The following is a 17,507-nucleotide window of genomic DNA, read 5'->3' as shown; positions in this document are numbered from 1 at the left end:
TTCTTGCGTTTGGCGTCAGATGCCACCCACGGCGGCCTCGAACTCGTACCGGCTTGCCAGTGTGGCCTTCGCAACCAGGATATGGCCCGGTTGCAGTTCGAAGTCGTTCTGTAGATTGAAGCGCCAGTCGCGTCCTACGCGGATCGCCACGAGGATGTATTCCGGGCTGCGCAGGCTCAGTTCCCAGAGTGAGCGGGCGTGGTACTCGGTGAATTGACGCGCCGTGAATGTGATCATCATATTTTGGGCTTCGTCATTGGTAACGGCAAACACGCCATGAGCACGCTCGATGCCGGCATTGATCAACTCATCGTCGTCGGTGGCGTCACCGGTCTGCCAGACGTAGCACCCGCCAGGTGCATTCAGCCGCGTCAGTCTCAGTGTGCAGCGATCCCGAACTCGAAGGGCACCCGCAGCGTTTCGCCCGCCTCGGCCGGTGGCAGACAGCGCCACTGCAGGGCCGCGCGGCGTGTGGCCGCTTCGAAATAGCCTTGTGGGCTGGCCTCCACGAGGCTGACTTCACGCACCCGACCCTCGCTGTCCAGATGCAGGCGCACGGTGACGCGGCCGGTCTCCACGCCATCCTCCAGGGCCAGAGGCGGGAAAACCGGCTTTACCTGGTGCGGACAGCGTTGAGCCAGGCTACGGACTGGCGCGGACGCTTCCCTGGTGGTGGCTGCCGAGGCGGCGTGGGCCGGTGCGGTGGGCTCTGCTTCGCTGAGCGCAGCAGTGCCCACGGCGGCCGAGTCGGATCCGGCGACGGGGCGTTGCGCAGCAGGCGTTGCAACTGGAGCGGTCAGTGTCGGGGCGGGTGTCTGTCCGGCGGAGGCCGCGGCGGGCGTGGCCAGAGGCTGTCGGGCGGAGGAAGGTGGTGCCGGCTCCGTGAGCAAGCTTACCTGCAGTGCGTCCGCCGCCTTGCGGAGTACTTGCGGGCTATTCATCCCGGCCAGCAGGACAAGCATGCCGCTGGTGAGCAGGCAGGCCATGAGCCAGGCAAAAGACCAGCGCAGGCGCCCGGACGGGGGCCGTGAGGGCAGGGCGGAAGGGGTGGGCGCGGGCTTCATAGCGAGCCGCGAGTGTAAGATTCGGGGCACTACAAATCCATGCCGCAGCGCAATTCCCTGCGGCTGAAGACAGAAGCCAGGACGCCCCAACATGCAGATCCTTCCTGAAATCGCCGCACGCCATGCCGCGCTGATCGAGATCCGGCGTGATCTCCACGCCCATCCCGAACTGGGCTTTGAAGAAACCCGCACTGCCGATCTGGTGGCCAGCCTGCTTGAGCGCTGGGGCCTCGAAGTGCATCGCGGCGTGGGCCAGACCGGCGTGGTCGGCGTTTTGCGTGCTGGCACGTCCGAGCGCTGCATCGGTCTGCGTGCTGACATGGATGCGCTGCCGATCGCCGAAGCCAATCTTTTCGCCCACCGCTCGCAGCACACCGGCTGCATGCATGCCTGTGGCCATGACGGGCATACCGCCATGCTGCTCGGCGCGGCGGAGTACCTTGCCCAGCATCGCAATTTCGATGGCTGCCTGGTCTTCGTGTTCCAGCCGGCAGAGGAAGGGCGTGGCGGTGCCAGCGCAATGATTGCTGACGGGTTCTTCGAGCGTTTTCCGGTGCAATCCATCTATGGCCTGCACAACTGGCCCGGCATGCCGGTCGGCCGCTTTGGCATCACGCCGGGGCCGGTGATGGCCAGTGCAGATCGTTTCGACATTCTGATTACCGGCCATGGTGGTCATGCCGCGATGCCTAATCTGGCGGCAGATCCTCTGGTGGCGGGCGCGGCATTGGTGGGGGCGCTGCAGACCGTGGTAGCACGTAACACCGATCCGCTTGATGGCGCAGTGGTGTCAGTGACACGCTTTCAAGCGGGGGATGCCTACAACGTGATTCCGCACCAGGCCCGCCTGTGTGGCACAACCCGGGCCCTGCGGCGCGAGGTGCGCGAGGCCACCTGGCAGCACTTGCAGCGCCTGTGTGACGGGATTGCCGCTGCGTATGGCGTGAAAATCGAGGCCAAGCTCAACGAGGGGGGCTATCCGCCGACCGTGAATACTCCGTTTGAAGCGGAGCATTGCCGGGCGGCGGCAACCGCTCTGGTCGGAGCGGACAATGTGGACTGGGGGCTGCGCCCGAGCATGGGGGCAGAGGATTTTTCCTGCTTCCTCGAGCACCGCCCCGGTTGCTACGTATGGCTCGGCAATGGCCCGGGTGAGGGCGGCTGCACCCTGCACAACCCGCATTACGACTTCAACGATGACAATTTGCCCCTCGGCGCCAGCTATTGGGTGCAGTTGGCTCACCATCTGCTGGCCTCTTGAGACAGGCGTCGTAACGAATCTTTACCGATTTTGCATTTATTCCGAGCGAATGCCCGGAATGCCGCCACGGGCAAGGCTTTGCAGGCTGCTTGAAGCAGTCTGCAAACGCTTGGGTTAATACCCAAGTGATTGTTTGAAAAGGATTTGTTCGGGATCAAGGGCGGCGTCCGTTCATCGGAAAAGGGCTTGGGGTTAACCCCTAGTGTTTGGCATACTTCGCGCACTAAGTCACAGCTTTGCCGTGGAAGGATTGCCAGATGTCCAAATCGATCGCCCGTTTGTCCCTTGCCTGCACTCTGCTGTTGAGCAGCGCCTTTGCCGCAGCCGCGCCTGGCGCCTGGTCGCCGCAGGTCGAGGATCATCCCAGCACGGTTGCGCTGCAGCGCTTCCTCGACAGCGTGCAGACCATTACTGGCCAGCCCGCGCCGCAAATCCTGCCGATCTCGGCGGGTAAGGATCAGGCCAAGCTGCTTGAGTCGGTGCGCAAGGGTGACGTCGGCGTGGCTGTGCTGAGCGGCGGTGCGGTGGGCCGGGTGGCCCCGATGGCTGAAGTGATGCGCCTGCCCTTCATCCTGAAGAATTCGCGCCAGATGTTCAGCCTGCTCGAGGGTGAGCTGGGGCAGGATATGGAAAAGCGTCTGGCCGCCAACGGCATGGTGCTTCTCGGCTGGTACGACGGTGGCAGCCGTGCCATCTACTCGCGTGAAAAGCTCGACTCTCCTGCTGCGCTGAAACAGGTGAAGATCCGTGTGCCGGCACGTAAGGATCTGACCAATCTGGTCAGCTCTCTGGGTGGCACCCCGCTGCAGCTGGAGTACAAGGAGGTCAACAGTGCTTTTGACGAGCGCAAGATCGATGCCGCCGAAAACGATCTGCTGCAGTACGAATCCGAAGGCCACTACAAGCGTGCCCGTTACTTCTACCTGAACAATAACCACATCGTTCAGTTCGAGGCTCTGGTGGTGTCCAAGGTGTGGTGGGATCGTCTCCCGGCCGCCCAGCGCGAGGCTGTGCGCGCAGCCGGGCAGGAGTCGGCCAAGTTCGATCGCGACATCTGGAACCAGCGTCTGGCCAAGGCCCGTACCCGCCTTGAAAAGGAAGGCGTGAAGTTCGTCGAATACGGCGACAGCAGCGTGCTGCTCTCGCGTGTGGCAGTGGTCTATCGCCCTTACATGGACAATCCGGCGACGCGCGATCTGCTCGTGAAGCTGATGACGACCCGCATCTGAGTTCTGCCTCTTCCGTGAAAAGCCGGCCTTGCGCCGGCTTTTTTTTATTGCTGCGACGCGGAACTCCTCACGGCTCAGGCTATCCCACCGGGAGTAAAATCGCGGCGCCCCGGGCCCGCCCCTCAATTCATTCCTGTTTTCCGGAGAACCCATGTTCCGTCGTCTGCTGCTCGCAGCCAGCCTTAGCCTTCCTCTTGCCAGTTTCGCCGCTCTGCCGCAGCCGCCTGAAGTTGCCGCGCGCAGCTATGCCATCTACGACATGCAAAGTGGCCAGATGCTGGGTGGCAATCAGGCTGACATGCGCATTGAGCCGGCCTCGCTGACCAAGCTGATGACGGCCTACCTCAGCTTCAAGGCCGTCAAGGAAGGGCGCCTGAAGCTCGATCAGCTGCTCACGCCGTCGATCAAGGCGTGGAAGCAGGAGGGCTCGCGGATGTTCGTCGACATCAAGGTGCCGGTGAGCGTGGATGATCTGCTCAAGGGCATGATCGTGCAGTCCGGCAACGATGCTTGCGTGGTGCTGGCCGAAGCGATTGCCGGCAGCGAAGAGGCTTTCGTTGCCATGATGAACCGCGAGGCGCAGCGCCTTGGCCTGCTCAACACCCATTACATGGACAGTAATGGCCTCACCGCGGCCAACCAGTACACCACTGCGGCCGATCTGGTGAAGCTCTCCGAAGCCATCATTCACGATTTCCCAGAGTTCTATCCGATCTATTCGATCAAGCAGTTCTTCTACAACAAGATCAAGCAGGACAACCGCAATCTCCTGCTCTACCGCGATCCGGATGTTGATGGCCTCAAGACCGGTCACACAACCTCGGCCGGCTACAACCTGGTGGCCTCCAGCAAGCGTGGCGGACGCCGGGTGATCTCGGTCGTTACCGGCACCACCGGTATGGAAGAGCGTGCGCGTGAGTCGGCCAAGCTGCTTGACTGGGCCTTGCTGAACTTTGATACCCCCAAACTCTTCAGCATCGGTCAGTCGCTTGGCACGGTGGAAGTCTTCAAGGGGGCGAACCAGCATGTGCTGGCCGGTTTTGCGGCTGACCGCTACATCTCCCTGCCACGCGGCAAGGCTGCCGAGATCAAGCAGGAAATCACGCTCGAAAAACGCCTGATCGCTCCGGTGGCTGCTGGGCAGCAGATTGGCAGCGTGCGCCTCATGCTCGATGGCCAGGCTCTTGCCGAATATCCACTTACCGCCTTGCAGGCCGTGGAGCAGGGCAGCTGGTGGCGCCGCCTGATCGACAGCATCCGCCTGTGGTTTGCCTGATCCAGTGAAAGTTTCCCCGCGCCAGGTGCTGGCTGCGCTGGTTCTTGGTCTGATGCTGCTGGCGCTGTTTGCCGGTGGAGCCCAGCCCGAGGCCGCCGGCCTGATTCCGGCGCCGTGGGACAAGCTGGCCCATCTCACCCTGTTCGCCGTGCTGGCCCTGCTGCTGCGGGGCGGCCTGGGCCTGCCCGCGTGGTTGGCGCTGTTGATCGCTCTGGGTATCGGTGCAGCAGACGAATTCCATCAGGCGGGACTGCCCGGGCGCTTTGCTGGCCTGGATGACTGGCTGGCGGATCTCGTTGGTGCCTTGCTGGGGCTGGCGCTGCTACGCCTGTGGGGAAGACGCACCCGGGCCTGAGCGCTGCTGACGGCGTAAAATCAGGTTCGCCTCTCTGGTCGCTCCCATGCAGCTCTTCCTCGATCGTCTTGCCGCCGCGTCTCCTCTCTTTGTGCTGATCTTCGCCGGCTACGCCATCGTGCGCTGGGGGGGCTGGCCGCGCAGCGTGGCCGATGCGCTGACCCGTTTCGTGTTTGGCCTGGCCCTGCCGGCATTGCTGTTCCACACGATGAGCGACTTCTCCAAATTGCCGGCGGTGGATGCACGTCTGCTGATTGCCTTCTTTGGCGGTGCGCTGATCGTCTTTGTGCTCGGGCGTGTCATGGCGGCCCGGATTTTTCATCTGGACGGAGTCTCCGGTTCGATCTTTGCGCTCGGCTGCATTTTCTCCAACAACGTGATGCTGGGCCTGCCACTGGCCAAGGCCACACTGGGGGACGCGGCGCTACCCAGCGTGGCACTGGTGCTGGTATTCAATGCGCTGACCCTGTGGACCCTGGTCACGGTGTCGATCGAATGGGCGCAGCACGGCGAATTCTCCGTGCGCGGTTTTGCCAAGACGGCGCGCAGCGTGATCACCAATCCGATTGTCGCGGCGATCGTCTCCGGCACCCTGTATGGCCTCACCGGCCTGCCGCTGCCGCATCTCGTGGCCCAGCCGCTGGCCATGGTCGGCGCTGCTGCCACGCCTATGGCACTGGTGGTGCTGGGCATGGGCCTGGCCGAATACAGCGTGCGCGAAGGCCTGACGCAAAGCCTCACGGTCTGCCTGATGAAGCTCATCGTGCTGCCGCTGGTGGTGGGCCTGCTGGCCTGGGGGCTGGGCCTGCCGAAAATGGAAACGCAGGTGGTGGTGTTGCTCTCGTCGATGGCGATGGGCGTGAACGTCTATCTGATGTCCCGCCAGTTCAAGGTTTTCGAGGCACCTACGGCGGCCGGCATGGTGCTGTCCACCTTGCTGGCGGCAGTTACTACGCCGGTGGTGCTGACCGTGATCGAGGCGCTGGGCTGAGTCAGTTCCCCAGCGCTCCGAAGATCTTCTTCGCCAGTGAGCCAGCGGCCTGGGCGGGGTTCTCGCGAATGGCACGTTCCTGTTCAGCAATCATCAGGTAGAGGCCATCGAGGGCCTTCTTTGTCACGTACTGCTCCACGCTGGCATCTTCCGGCTTGAGCAGGCCGAAGCCGGCGGCCTTGCCCGCCAGTGAGTTGTATTGCTGGGTGATTGCCAGCTTGCCGGTGATCCGGCTGACGATGGGCTGGAAACGCTTGCCGAGTTCGGCACTGGTCTTCTCGCGGAAGTAGCGTGTGGCAGAGTCTTCACCACCGCTGAGGACGTTCTTCACGTCCTGCACGCTCATCTGCTTCACGGCGGCGAGCAGCAATGCCTGCGCTTCCGGTACGGCTTGCTCGGCCGCACGGTTCATGCTGGTCTCGAGTTCATCGATGGTCTGGCCCTGGCCCATCATGCGCAGCGCAGTCTCGGCTTTCTGCAGGTTGGCGGGCAGTTCGATGCGCACCTTGGGGTTGCCGAGGAAGCCATCTTCGCGCCCGAGCTGTTTCACGGCCATGCTTGCGCCCTGGGCCAGCGCTTCGCGCATGCCGCCTGTGGCGTCCTTGTCGGAGAAGGCGTCCAGCAGGCTGGCATGGGTGAGGCTGCTTGTGGCGGCAAGCAGAAGGCTGCAGACGAGGTGTTTGAAGCGCATGGAGGTTCTCCGGAGAGCTTAGCCGCAGAGGGCAAAAGTAGGGTGGAAGCTGACACTGCCCTGGGGGCAGGGCACGCAGGTAGTGTGAGTCATGAAGTAGTCGGCCGGTACGTCGGCAAGGACCAGGCCTGGCTGTGGGCGAAAACCGAAGCGTCGGTAATAAGCCGGGTCGCCGAGCACGACACAGCCCTGGGCCCCGAGTGCGTCGAGGTGGGCCAGACCCGCCGCGATCAGCGCCTGGCCGATGCCGCTGCGCTGGCGGGCAGGTGCTACCGACAGCGGAGCGAGGCCGAACCAGGCGTGCTCTTCGCCGCCGATCAACACTTTTGAGAAGCCGATGTGACCAATGATTTCGCCGCGCTCTTCAGCAACCAGCGAGACGCTCAGCGCACCAGCTGTGCGCAGGGCGGCAATCAGCAAGTGCTCGGTCTGCTGGCTGTGGGGCAGGCCATTGAAGGCCTGCTGCGTGATCCGGCCAATGGCGTCGACATCTGCCGCAGTTTCCGGCCGGATCTGCAGCATGCTTCAGCCTGCCGCGCAGGGCTTGACCTTGTTGGCACAGGCGGTGGCGCGTGCGCGTGCTGTTTCAACATCATCGGCGCTGGCCACGGCCACCCCCATGCGGCGGCGCTCGAAGGCTTCGGGCTTGCCGAACAGGCGTAGATCCGATTCCGGCACCTGCAGGGCCGCGTCGATATCTTCGAAGACGATCCCGGTGGCGTCCATGTTGCCGTAGATCACGGCGCTGGCGGCCGGGCGGCGCAGGCTGGTGTCCACCGGCAGGCCAAGGATGGCGCGGGCATGCAACTCGAACTCGGAGAAGCGTTGTGAGGCCAGCGTGACCAGACCCGTGTCATGCGGGCGCGGACTGACTTCGGAGAACCACACCTGCTCTCCCTTCACGAACAGCTCCACGCCGAAGAGGCCACGGCCGCCCAGCGCGGTGGTGACCTTGTCAGCGATCTCGCGCGAGCGGTGCAGAGCAACGGGCAGCATGGCTTGCGGCTGCCAGCTCTCGACATAATCGCCCCGTACCTGCACATGGCCGACCGGTGCGCAGTAGCTGGTCTCGATTTCACCCCTGGCATTGCTGGCGCGCACGGTGAGGAGCGTGATCTCGTAATCGAAATCGATGAAGCCTTCAACGATCACCCGTCCGCCCTTCACTCGCCCGCCGGTGGCTGCATATTCCCAGGCCGCGTCTACATCCGCTTCGCTGCGGATTACGGACTGACCCTTGCCGGAGGAGGACATCACCGGCTTCACCACGCAGGGATAGCCGACCTGGCGGATCGCGGCGCGCAACGCATCGATCGTATCGGCGAAGGCGTAGGGCGAGGTGGCGAGCTGAAGTTCCTCGGCCGCCAGGCGTCGGATGCCTTCACGGTTCATGGTGAGCTGGGTGGCGCGTGCGGTGGGCACCACCACCGCGAGGCCATCTGCTTCGATGCGTGCCAGCTCGTCGGTAGCGATGGCTTCGATCTCTGGCACGATGATGTGCGGGCGTTCGAGTTCCACCAGTGCGCGCAGGGCCTGGGCATCGGTCATGTCGATGCTGTGCCAGCGGTGGGCCACCTGGTGGCCGGGGGCGTGCGGGTAGCGATCCACGGCGATCACCTCGCAGCCGAAACGCTGCAGGGCGATGATGATTTCCTTGCCTAGCTCACCCGAGCCGAGAAGCATGACACGAGTGGCGGAGGGGGAGAGGGGCGTGCCGATATGCATGGTACTTGGAACTCGGAGAGGGGAAAGGGAAGGCGGGATTTTACCTGCGCGGCCGACAGCGAGGCAGGTCTGCCTCAATCTACGCCGCTGACGTCGATATCGAGGGTTTCAAAGCGCGATGTGCGGGGCGATTTTCCCTTCTCGCTGCCGCGACCGAGCAGGCGCCATACGCTGACCATGCCCTTGCCTTTGAGGCGCAGGGTGACCGGGTCTTCGAAGATGAAGCGGTACTTGAGGCGGGCGAAGGTGGTGGAATCGCACTGGATCATGCTCGGGTGACTCTCGCCCGTGATGCGGCTGGCGAGATTCACCGTGTCGCCCCACAGATCGTAGATGAACTTCTTGCGCCCAACCACTCCGGCCACTACCGGGCCGGTGCCGATGCCGACCCGGATCTGCAGATTGCGACCCTGCACGGCGGAGTCTTCGGCCAGCCAGTCACGCATGTCCAGCGCCATATCGGCAATCGCTCCGCAGGGATCGGCGAGGCTGGCGTTCAGCCCGCCGGCCACCATGTAAGCGTCGCCGATGGTCTTGATCTTTTCGAGGCCTCGCGCCTCGGCCAGTTCGTCGAACTTGCTGAAAACGTGGTTGAGCACCTTGAACACTTCGTCCGGCGGCAGGCCGGCGGCGAGCTCGGTGAAATTCACGATGTCGGCAAACATCACCGACACTTCGGCGCAGCCGTCGGCAATCGTCTCTTCCGAGTTCTTCAGGCGCAGCGCGATTGGCGCCGGCAGGATATTCAGCAGCAGGCGCTCGGAGCGGGCCTGTTCCACGGCCAAGCGAGCATGGGCCTCTTCGAGTTGGCCCTGAGTCTTGCGGCGCTCGGTGATCGCAAAGCGCAGGCACAGATAAACCATGCTGGAGAGCGTGGCGAAGTTGAGCGCAAAAAACAGTACCGAGACCTTGCGTGGAACACCGCTGGCGGGCCCCCCAAGATCTGCCAATACATAATCTGCAGCGCCGGTGAGCAGGGTGAAAATGACGTAAGCGGCAAACCATGGCAGCGACTCACGCGCACCCACGCAGAGCAGGGCGCAGACTGGCGCCAGCACGCCCCACAGAATCAGGCCGGAGGCGGCGACAGAGTCACCCAGGGCCCATTGGGCCATGAAGGGGAAGAACAGCAGCACGCTGAGCAGAACGGTGCGGAAAACTTCGAAATTGCTCCAGCGTGCATAGATCAGCATGTTGGCCGCGATCACCAGTTGCAGGCCGAAAGGCAGGCTGGAAGGGAGTTGCGGGCCGAGCAGCCAGTAAATCAGGAGCCACAGGCCGGACGCCAGACTGACCAGGCCGCTCACCAGCGCCAGCAACCCCTTCTGCAGGCGCAGCTCGTCGCTATCCCCCGGGTCGATACCGGCGGTGCGAAGGCGGTGGAGGAGGCTGGCAGAACTCATCAGGGCGCTATTCTCGCAGACTTGTCTGTGACCAGTCGTGCTCAGGGTGATGCGCTGGAGTTGGCCGCACTGCTGGCGCTGCTCGAAGTGCTGTCGCTGAGGCTGAAACCGGCGTCCATCAGCTGCTTGAGTACGACGTAGCGCGACACGTAGAGCCCCTGATCGTCAAAACTGTCTGACTGGGTTCGCAGTACCACGCGCAGCGGGGTGCTGAAGCCGGCCGAGCGGTTGCTGATCTCGTTGGCATCGGTGGGTGTGCTGCGCAGGGTGTTCTGCACGCTGATGGCGCCATTGCCGTTGGCGCCGTGCGACCACAGGGCAAAGGCCACCGCATCGGTGGCGGGGTCGTTGCTGTCGAGCACAACCGTGATATTGCCCACGCTGGTCTTGCCCGGCGTCACGGTGAAGTTGTTTGAGACTTCGTAGCTCAGGTACTGATCCCACGCGTCCAGCCCCTGAACACCCAGGGTGCGCCAGGGCAGCAGGCCACGGCGTAGATCGCCGCTGCAAGTGCTACGGGCCGCGCCGAAGCTCGTGCCTCCCATCTGGGCTGGATCTGCCGGGCAGGGCAGGGCTCCCTGGGCTGCCGCGTAGGCCAGCAGAGCCTGTTTGGCTTCGAGCAGGGCTGCCTGGGTCTGGGCAAAGCGGCCGTGTTCGGTTTGGATGCGCAGCGTCAGCAGTGCACCGGCCGAAAGCAGGGTGATGATCAGCAGCGTGATGGCCATTTCCGCTAGCGAGAAACCTGCAGCTGAACGGGCTGACGTCATTGGCAGAGCGCCTTTCGGGGGGAGTCACTGTTCAGGGAGATGCTGCAGCGGTAGCTGGCAGGATCACTTGCATCAAGCTTGATCGAGAGCTTCGGGGCGCTGCCGGTGCTGTCATAGTTGATGAAGCGGTACCAGTCGTTGGCGCAGAGCCAGAGTGGTGTTTGGGTTGAGTCGCTGTCGTAACAGCCACTGCCGCTATCGACTTCGGCAAGCGTGGTCGTGCTGACACCATTCTTGATTTTTGTTTCAGTGAGCGTCATGCCGCCGAAGGCAGTGAAGTCAAAACATGCCGGGTTCTTGCTGCGCAGCGTGGCCAGTGTGCCAGAGCTGCTTGCCGGGATGATCTTGTCGATGGATTTTGTGCTGCTAGCACTGCAACTACCGATCTGAGTGGGGGCTGGACTTGTATCTGTGCCGGTCTCATTGGCTAGTCGCTCCAAAACTTCGCGCAGCAGCGGTTTCATGATGTCTGCACGTGTCACGGGAAGGATCACATCATTGCTGCACTCTCCACCGATTTTGCTGCTGTCCGTGATGGCACTACGCGGCATGCATTTGCCGGTGCTGGTATTGAGGGCGGTGACGCTGGCCGAGTCGGCATAGTAGGAAATACTGCCGCTATCCTTGCCGGCAGCATTGCTAATGTCGTCAAGGCTGTCCAGAAAGGCTTTTGTCTTGCCGCTGGAGCATGGCGTAGCGGTGCTGCGCGAGCCCGCCTGCGTCAGTAAGGGTGCGCCCGGGGCTATCAGCAGGGCCATGACCGGTTTTCCATTGACCTGTATGACGGATTTGGTGTCGGGGTTGATAGGGGCTTTGTCACCGGTGTCTTTAAGTCGCTCGGTCACATTCATCGAGCGGAATACCGGGCTGATGGCGTACCAGACGCACTCATCGTTCGCGTCTTTGGCCGCGGTTTCACTGCGGCTGCTGTTCAGAACGGGTAGATCCCTATAAGGGAAGCGACCTGCCGTCTGGGCTTCGCTGGGGCTGCAGAGCAGGCTCCCCCAGCCGCCTAGCGCGGGTGTGCCATCTGCACCGATGCCGTTGTTGTCGGTGTCCGGGCAGGGCATGGCGCCAGGGTTGGCTGCCTGACTTTTTCCGCCGAACACCGCCCGGTCAATCAGACGCATGCGGGCTTCTTCAAGCGCTTCGAGCTGACGGCTGCGCAGATCACTAGTGCTGCGTTGGGCAAAGTCCTGCAAGGGGGAATTGACGGCACTGACCGTCCAGGCTGCGCCAAGCGCGAGCAGCAGGGCGAGCATGGCAAGCAGGATGTAGCCACGCTGTTGTTTCATGGCCGGATCTGCTCCGGTGCCGGAACGAGCTGGATGCGCTCACCAACCTTCAGTTCCCGCGTCTTCCCTTCGCCCACGAAGACGCTGGCCGAGCGCTCGCCGAGCGCGGCGACCGGAGCGCGATCGTGATGGGCGCGGCCGTTGATCCATACCGTGCTCTGGCCCCCGCTGCGGCGTACGATGCCTTGCAAGGTGATGCTGTCTGACTCCTGCTCTTCGCCAATGCGGGCATTGCGACGGCGCAATTCATCCAGGATGGCGCGTTGCTGGCGGCTGTGGAAGAGGCGCCCGATCCCGTTCTCCTGCGTAGTGCTTTCCGCTGTGGCTACCGGCTGCGCGTCGGCGGGCCTGGTTCCGAACAGGGCAAGGCTGGCAAGCAAGGCTGAGAGCAGGAGGGGGCGGACGCGGGTCATGGTTCTACGGTGGCTGGCGGTGTGATGCTTATCCAGTCTAGCGCGCATTCGGCGTGCAGACCGCCTCCATCCCCTCCCGTACGGTTGTTGTTGCGCACGAGCAAGCAGCGCTGCGGGTGGAGGAGTACGTCCGGCCGGGCGGCGAGGCGCTCGAGAAGGGCCAACAGATCACCTTCGTGGAGTAATTCGAGGCTCAGCTTCATCTGGCTGGCCTGCAGGTTGAAGAGGCCGGCGGCGTCAATCTTGCCCAGGCTGCGACGGGGTGCGAGGGTGAATTCCGGTGGCGGTAGACGCAGGGCGAGGGCTGCTGAGCGTACGCCATTGGCCCACTCGAGACGGTTCTCCGGGCCGATCAGACCTTGTTGGCGCAGGGTTTCAAAGCGTGCGATGGTTTCGCGCAGCAAGGCTTCATCGCGGCGGGTTGCGAGATAACGCTCATGCAGCTGGCGCGCTTCGTCGCGGGTGCTGGCGTGGCTGGCGCGAGCATTGGCCTGGCTATGCCGGGCCGCCCACAACAAGGTGGCGCCGAGGGTGATGCAGATGAGGGCGACTAGGAGGCTGCCGCCCAGATGACGCAGGGCGAGGCGCTGCAGTTCGGCGTTCATGGCTGCTCCTTCCTGATGGCCAGACGCAGTTTGAACTCGGGGCGTTTGCGCAGGGTTTCGGCATCACTGCGCAGGGTCTTGTCTGATTCCGCGTCAAAAGGCTGCTCTTGCAGTACGAGTTCGTTGACGCGCGGGCGCAGATCGGCAAAGAAGGCCTGGATGCGCTGCAGTGCGGCGCGTGGGTCGGATGCGGCCGCTACAGGAAGAGCCGCATTGATGTTCAGCACCAGGCGGGCCGGGCTTGTGGTGCTGGCGGCATCTCCCGCATCCCACTCGAGTTGCAGCAATTCGATGTCCGGAAAGCGTTCAAGGCTTTTCGAGAGTGGGAGCAGTGCGGCTTGCGGCGGGATTGCTCGGGTGTGCAGACGAGCTTCGGCTTCGACCACGCTACGCAGGCTATCGAGTGGTGCGGGCTGTGCCGGCAGGCTGGCAAGCAGTTGCTGGTAGCGGAGGTTTTCGCTCTGGATCTCGGCGAGGAGCTGGCTGCGCTGCTGCTGTAGTTCGCGCCCGTCCATGTAGTGCTTGAGTGCGCTGAGCCCGAGTGCGAGGCCGGCCAGCACTCCGAGTGCGAAGATCAGCTGACGGGCTTGGCGGAAGCGATGGATGCGGCGGCTGGCGTCCGGCGCCAGCTGGGGGGCGCGGCTTTCGCGCAGGGCGAGGCGCATCAGCAACGGCTGGCTGTCGGAAGTGGTGAGCTGTTCGCGATGGCCGATGGCCTGGCACAGGGTGTTCAGATTGACGAGATGGAATTCGAGCTGGGCCGCCTGCTCGACGGCCGCCAGCAGCGGAGCGAAGTCCTGGCGGGCAAGCAGCAGCCATACCGGCAGCCGGGTGTTACGGGTGATCCAGCGCTGGCCGCTGAGGTATTGCAGGGTTTTCTGGGTTTCGCGCAGACAGGCTTCGCCCCAGGTGGAAAAGTCCCCCTCCGGAGCCGGCGAGAGGCGCGAGAAGCGCAGGCTGCCTTGCTCGAAATAGGTTTGGCGGATACCGGCCCGGCAGAAGCTGACGATCAGGCCTTGCGGTACTTCTGGGCGCAGGAGGCCGAGCAGGGCCTGAGTCAGCAGCGGGGGAGTGTAAAGGGCGTTCAGCGCCGCTTCGCGGCCTTGGAGCTCGGCCAGCCACGGATCGAGCGCGCCCGGGCGGGTGATGCCGGTATAGAGGATGCGCTCGTCGCGCCGGCCCTCCCGTTCGCGTCCCAGCGAGAGGCTGGTGACATAGGGGGAAGCATGGAATTGCTGGGCCAGCTTGCGGGTGATGAGTGCCTTGCGATCGCTCCCGGCGACATAGGGAATGCTGTCGTTCTGGAAGCCTTCGTCGGCCAGATTGGCAAGCAGGGTGTGGGTGGTCTTGTCTGCCGTCTGCAGCCACTGCGAGAAGGTCGCTACGCCCTCGGCGCCCGTTGCATGGCGGGCGACGAAGGCCAGACGTCCGCCAGCGCTACGGTAGCTGGTGAGGCCTTCCTGATCGAGATAGTGGAGGTAGCGGGTGAGCATGCTTAGAACTTCATCTTGGTGATGACATCGTAGATCGGACCCAGCACCGAGAGGGCAACCCACATCATCAGCCCGCCCAGCAACAGGATCAGCAAGGGTTCAAGCATGGCCTGCAGATTGGCAATCGATTCACGCACATCGCGCTCGTAGAAGTAGCTCACGTTCCGCAGGGCCTGATCAAGCGAGCCGGTGTGCTCGCCTACCCGCAGCATCCTCACGACCAAGGGTGGGAAGATGCCGGTGGCGGCGAAAGCCATGGTGACATTCTGCCCTTCGGCGATGAGTTGTTCTACCCGCTCCAGCGCGTCGCGCAAGACGCGATTGCCGACCACGTCCTGCGCTACCCGGATGGTGTCGATGATGGAAATGCCTGATGCATACATCATGGCAAACAGGTTGGCAAAGCGCGAGAGAATGATCTTGCGATAGACGTTGCCGACGATGGGCAGGCCGAGCTTGAAGGCATCCCAGCGGCGGGCTGCATCCGGGCGGGTGCGTATCAGGGAGCTAAGGATCACCACCAGGCTCGCCAGGGTGGCGAGGATCAGCGGCCACCAGTTGCTGACGATGCGTGAGGTGCCCATCAGCAAACGGGTCTGCAGGGGCAGGGCAACGCCGGTGGAACGGAACAGCTTGGCGAGCTCCGGTACGACATAAACCATGGATACGAACACCGCCAGCAGAGTGACCGAGAGCACGAAACCGGGGTAGATGGTGAGCTTCTTCACATAGGAGGAGAGCTCGTCCTCGCGTTTGAGCGCTTCGTTGAGTTCGCGCAGTACGTCTGGCAGATTGCCGCTGGTTTCACCGGCGCGGACCAGCGAGCAGAACACCGGATCGAAGACATTGCCTTGTTCGGAGAGCGCCTGCGAGAGGCTGCGGCCGCCTTCGATGCTTTCGACGAGATTGGCGATCACGGCGCGCATGCGCGGATGGTCTGTGGAGTCGCGCAGATCAATCAGGGCTTCGATCAGCGGCACCCCGGCGCGGGTGAGCTGCTCGAGGTGAAAACAGAACAGACTGCGCTCGCGTACCGGCATGCGTCCGAGCCCGCTGGCCAGGCTGTGGCGCGCTGGCGAGCCGTTGATCAGATCCAGCTCCATGCGCTTGAGGCGCATCTCGAGGTCGACCAGATTCAGGGCTTCGATCTGACCCTGCACCAGACGCCCACTGGGGTTCATGGCTTTGTAGGCGTAGAGGGCCATGCAGTTCGCCTGTCTCAGTGCTCGGCGCTGAACATGCGCTCGGTGAGGTCGACCACCCGGGCGAGTTCTTCGAGCGTGGTGAGACCTTCGAGCACGCGGCGGATGCCATCCTCGGCCAGCGTACGGAAGCCCTTGGCACGCGCTGCATTGCGGATTTCACGGAAGGTGGCACGGCGGGCGATGAGCTCGTCGATATCCGCGTCCATGCGCATCAATTCCATCACCGCCATGCGCCCGCGATAGCCCTGGTAATCGCAGTGCGGGCAGCCAACGGCTTCAAACAGGCTGTGCACCGGACGCTCCATTGCGCCGAGAAGCTTCAGTTCGTAAGGCTCCGGCGTACGTGCGCGGCGGCAATGCAGGCAAAGCTTGCGCACCAGTCGCTGGGCTACCACGCCGATGATATTGCCGGCCATGATGTCCGGCAGGATGCCGATGTCAAAGAGGCGTGGAATCGCTCCGATGGCCGAATTGGTGTGCAGAGTGGAATACACCTGGTGGCCGGTCATGGCGGCGCGAAAAGCCATTTCGGCGGTGTCCTCGTCGCGGATTTCGCCGACCAGAATGACGTCCGGATCCTGACGCATCATCGAGCGGATGCCATTGGCAAAATCCAGCTTGCTGGTTTCCGATACCGATGTCTGACGGATCATAGCCATCGGGTATTCGACCGGGTCTTCGAGGGTCATGATGTTGATGCCCTCGGAGTTGATGTGATTCAGGATCGAGTACAGGGTAGTGGTCTTGCCGCTGCCGGTGGGGCCGGTAAACAGGATGATGCCTTCCGGGCGGGCGATCATCAGTTTGAGCATGTCCAGCTGTGGATCTCCGAGTCCCAGGCGATCCAGCGGTACGATGCCCTTCTGGCGATCGAGGATGCGCAGCACGATGTTCTCACCGTGGATCGTGGGCTGCGCCGAGACGCGAAAATCCACTGGCCGGCCGCGCACATTGAGTGAGATACGGCCATCCTGCGGCGCGCGTGTCTCGGCAATGTTCAGCCCGGACATGACCTTGATGCGTACAGCCATCGCTGACCAGTAGGACTTATGCAGTACGCGTATCTGGCGCAGGATGCCGTCGATGCGATAACGCACACGCAGGAAGCTGGCTTCTGGCTCGAAGTGAATGTCGGAAGCGTCCCGTTTGACTGCATCCGACATCAACGCGTCGATCAGGCGCACGATCGGCTGGTCGTACTGGTCGCTGGCAGCCAGCGAGCGGTAGTCGATCTCGCCGGTCTCGATTTCGGTGAGGATGCCATCGATCGAGAGCTCGAAGCCGTAGTACTGATCGATGGCATGCGCGATCTCGTTCTCGCCGGCCAGCAGGGTTTCGATGCGTGCTTCTTCGGGCAGCAGGGCGCGCAGTTTGTCGAGCGCGACGATGTCATCCACGTCTGCGATCGCGATAGTCAGCTGACGGGCTTCTGGATCCCAGCGCAGCGGCAGCAGGCGGTGGCGTTTGGCCAGATCTTCCGGGACCAGTGCCAGCGCATCAGGGTCGGCAATCGCCCGACCAAGATCTACCCCTTGCTTGCCGAGAGATTCGGACAAAGCATCGCGCAGTGCGGCTTCGGAGACGAAACCCAGTTGCACCAGCAGCTTGCCGAGTGCGAGGTTCGAACGATTCTGCTCGTGCAGGGCGATGCGCAGCTGATCATCGGTGATCACGCCATGCGAGATCAGCAGCTGGCCCAGCGGTTGATGGTGAAGCGGAGTCGTCATGCGGGAG

At 63.1% G+C, this 17,507-nt stretch carries 18 protein-coding genes; 5 read left to right on the top strand and 13 right to left on the bottom strand.

The annotated features are described in order from the left end of the window. Window positions 1-15 precede the first annotated feature (15 nt). Together C0V76_RS20350 and C0V76_RS17170 are read right to left on the bottom strand one after the other, a co-directional pair. Entirely contained in the window at window positions 16-453 is a 438-nt protein-coding gene (locus C0V76_RS20350; protein WP_101944133.1) for an NAD-binding protein, read from the bottom strand. After that, window positions 378-1,064, bottom strand: a complete 687-nt coding sequence (locus tag C0V76_RS17170) for an energy transducer TonB (protein WP_101944132.1) — start codon at window positions 1,062-1,064, stop codon at window positions 378-380. Before C0V76_RS17170 ends, C0V76_RS20350 begins: the two co-directional genes overlap by 76 nt. 91 nt (window positions 1,065-1,155) lie before the next feature. Between C0V76_RS17170 and C0V76_RS17165 the strand changes: the two genes are divergently transcribed. The 5 genes from C0V76_RS17165 (at window position 1,156) to C0V76_RS17145 (ending at window position 6,176) form a co-directional block, all read left to right on the top strand. Further along, window positions 1,156-2,325 carry a M20 aminoacylase family protein gene (locus C0V76_RS17165; RefSeq protein ID WP_101944131.1) on the top strand — a complete coding sequence of 390 codons (1,170 nt, stop codon included), beginning with the start codon at window positions 1,156-1,158 and terminating at the stop codon, window positions 2,323-2,325. Window positions 2,326-2,582: 257 nt separating this feature from the next. Beyond that, a complete protein-coding gene (gene dctP / locus C0V76_RS17160; protein ID WP_101944130.1) occupies window positions 2,583-3,554 on the top strand; it encodes a TRAP transporter substrate-binding protein DctP in 972 nt (323 codons plus the stop codon). Between the two features lie 151 nt (window positions 3,555-3,705). Then, window positions 3,706-4,830 carry a D-alanyl-D-alanine carboxypeptidase family protein gene (locus tag C0V76_RS17155; protein WP_101944129.1) on the top strand — a complete coding sequence of 375 codons (1,125 nt, stop codon included), beginning with the start codon at window positions 3,706-3,708 and terminating at the stop codon, window positions 4,828-4,830. A 4-nt stretch (window positions 4,831-4,834) separates the two neighbouring features. Further along, a complete protein-coding gene (locus C0V76_RS17150; protein ID WP_216821786.1) occupies window positions 4,835-5,185 on the top strand; it encodes a VanZ family protein in 351 nt (116 codons plus the stop codon). A 46-nt stretch (window positions 5,186-5,231) separates the two neighbouring features. Then, entirely contained in the window at window positions 5,232-6,176 is a 945-nt protein-coding gene (locus tag C0V76_RS17145; protein WP_101944128.1) for an AEC family transporter, read from the top strand. 1 nt (window position 6,177) lies between these two features. Here the strand turns inward: C0V76_RS17145 and C0V76_RS17140 are convergent, their stop codons facing one another. The 11 genes from C0V76_RS17140 to C0V76_RS17090 all read right to left on the bottom strand — a co-directional run bounded on the left by C0V76_RS17140 (window position 6,178) and on the right by C0V76_RS17090 (window position 17,500). Then, window positions 6,178-6,867, bottom strand: a complete 690-nt coding sequence (locus C0V76_RS17140; protein ID WP_101944127.1) for a DUF4197 domain-containing protein — start codon at window positions 6,865-6,867, stop codon at window positions 6,178-6,180. Between the two features lie 18 nt (window positions 6,868-6,885). Then, window positions 6,886-7,389 carry a GNAT family N-acetyltransferase gene (locus C0V76_RS17135; protein WP_101944126.1) on the bottom strand — a complete coding sequence of 168 codons (504 nt, stop codon included), beginning with the start codon at window positions 7,387-7,389 and terminating at the stop codon, window positions 6,886-6,888. Between the two features lie 3 nt (window positions 7,390-7,392). Further along, entirely contained in the window at window positions 7,393-8,592 is a 1,200-nt protein-coding gene (gene purT, locus C0V76_RS17130) for a formate-dependent phosphoribosylglycinamide formyltransferase (protein WP_101944124.1), read from the bottom strand. A 74-nt stretch (window positions 8,593-8,666) separates the two neighbouring features. Then, window positions 8,667-9,995 carry an adenylate/guanylate cyclase domain-containing protein gene (locus C0V76_RS17125; protein WP_101944123.1) on the bottom strand — a complete coding sequence of 443 codons (1,329 nt, stop codon included), beginning with the start codon at window positions 9,993-9,995 and terminating at the stop codon, window positions 8,667-8,669. Window positions 9,996-10,036: 41 nt separating this feature from the next. Beyond that, window positions 10,037-10,762, bottom strand: coding sequence for a prepilin-type cleavage/methylation domain-containing protein (locus tag C0V76_RS17120; protein ID WP_143707453.1), 726 nt, complete (start codon window positions 10,760-10,762; stop codon window positions 10,037-10,039). Beyond that, window positions 10,759-12,057: a hypothetical protein gene (locus tag C0V76_RS17115; protein ID WP_101944120.1), complete on the bottom strand. Its 1,299-nt coding sequence runs from the start codon at window positions 12,055-12,057 to the stop codon at window positions 10,759-10,761. The genes C0V76_RS17120 and C0V76_RS17115 overlap by 4 nt, the downstream gene beginning before the upstream one ends. After that, complete coding sequence (locus C0V76_RS17110; RefSeq protein ID WP_101944118.1) at window positions 12,054-12,470, bottom strand: hypothetical protein; 417 nt, start codon at window positions 12,468-12,470, stop codon at window positions 12,054-12,056. Before C0V76_RS17110 ends, C0V76_RS17115 begins: the two co-directional genes overlap by 4 nt. Continuing rightward, window positions 12,467-13,075: a hypothetical protein gene (locus C0V76_RS17105; RefSeq protein ID WP_101944117.1), complete on the bottom strand. Its 609-nt coding sequence runs from the start codon at window positions 13,073-13,075 to the stop codon at window positions 12,467-12,469. Before C0V76_RS17105 ends, C0V76_RS17110 begins: the two co-directional genes overlap by 4 nt. Beyond that, window positions 13,072-14,568: a hypothetical protein gene (locus tag C0V76_RS17100; RefSeq protein WP_101944115.1), complete on the bottom strand. Its 1,497-nt coding sequence runs from the start codon at window positions 14,566-14,568 to the stop codon at window positions 13,072-13,074. Before C0V76_RS17100 ends, C0V76_RS17105 begins: the two co-directional genes overlap by 4 nt. Before the next feature lie 2 nt (window positions 14,569-14,570). Next, window positions 14,571-15,773, bottom strand: coding sequence for a type II secretion system F family protein (locus tag C0V76_RS17095; RefSeq protein WP_101944113.1), 1,203 nt, complete (start codon window positions 15,771-15,773; stop codon window positions 14,571-14,573). Window positions 15,774-15,787: 14 nt separating this feature from the next. Then, window positions 15,788-17,500 (bottom strand): GspE/PulE family protein, encoded by a 1,713-nt coding sequence (locus C0V76_RS17090; protein WP_101944111.1) that lies wholly within the window; start codon window positions 17,498-17,500, stop codon window positions 15,788-15,790. Between the last annotated feature and the right edge of the window lie 7 nt (window positions 17,501-17,507).

The organism is Uliginosibacterium sp. TH139, assembly GCF_002855595.1.
Taxonomy (GTDB): domain Bacteria; phylum Pseudomonadota; class Gammaproteobacteria; order Burkholderiales; family Rhodocyclaceae; genus Uliginosibacterium; species Uliginosibacterium aquaticum.
The sequence above is the reverse complement of the archived record's forward strand: the minus strand, read 5'-3'. Positions and strand labels throughout refer to the sequence as shown.

Coding starts and splice junctions, on each gene's coding strand:
- C0V76_RS17100 (WP_101944115.1), bottom strand. CDS start 14,568: ATGCTCACCCGCTACCTCCACTATCTCGATCAGGAAGGCCTCACCAGC.
- dctP (WP_101944130.1), top strand. CDS start 2,583: ATGTCCAAATCGATCGCCCGTTTGTCCCTTGCCTGCACTCTGCTGTTG.
- C0V76_RS17135 (WP_101944126.1), bottom strand. CDS start 7,389: ATGCTGCAGATCCGGCCGGAAACTGCGGCAGATGTCGACGCCATTGGC.
- C0V76_RS17095 (WP_101944113.1), bottom strand. CDS start 15,773: ATGGCCCTCTACGCCTACAAAGCCATGAACCCCAGTGGGCGTCTGGTG.
- C0V76_RS17140 (WP_101944127.1), bottom strand. CDS start 6,867: ATGCGCTTCAAACACCTCGTCTGCAGCCTTCTGCTTGCCGCCACAAGC.
- C0V76_RS17115 (WP_101944120.1), bottom strand. CDS start 12,057: ATGAAACAACAGCGTGGCTACATCCTGCTTGCCATGCTCGCCCTGCTG.
- C0V76_RS17155 (WP_101944129.1), top strand. CDS start 3,706: ATGTTCCGTCGTCTGCTGCTCGCAGCCAGCCTTAGCCTTCCTCTTGCC.
- C0V76_RS17110 (WP_101944118.1), bottom strand. CDS start 12,470: ATGACCCGCGTCCGCCCCCTCCTGCTCTCAGCCTTGCTTGCCAGCCTT.
- C0V76_RS17120 (WP_143707453.1), bottom strand. CDS start 10,762: ATGACGTCAGCCCGTTCAGCTGCAGGTTTCTCGCTAGCGGAAATGGCC.
- C0V76_RS17125 (WP_101944123.1), bottom strand. CDS start 9,995: ATGAGTTCTGCCAGCCTCCTCCACCGCCTTCGCACCGCCGGTATCGAC.
- C0V76_RS17165 (WP_101944131.1), top strand. CDS start 1,156: ATGCAGATCCTTCCTGAAATCGCCGCACGCCATGCCGCGCTGATCGAG.
- purT (WP_101944124.1), bottom strand. CDS start 8,592: ATGCATATCGGCACGCCCCTCTCCCCCTCCGCCACTCGTGTCATGCTT.
- C0V76_RS17105 (WP_101944117.1), bottom strand. CDS start 13,075: ATGAACGCCGAACTGCAGCGCCTCGCCCTGCGTCATCTGGGCGGCAGC.
- C0V76_RS17170 (WP_101944132.1), bottom strand. CDS start 1,064: ATGAAGCCCGCGCCCACCCCTTCCGCCCTGCCCTCACGGCCCCCGTCC.
- C0V76_RS17090 (WP_101944111.1), bottom strand. CDS start 17,500: ATGACGACTCCGCTTCACCATCAACCGCTGGGCCAGCTGCTGATCTCG.
- C0V76_RS17145 (WP_101944128.1), top strand. CDS start 5,232: ATGCAGCTCTTCCTCGATCGTCTTGCCGCCGCGTCTCCTCTCTTTGTG.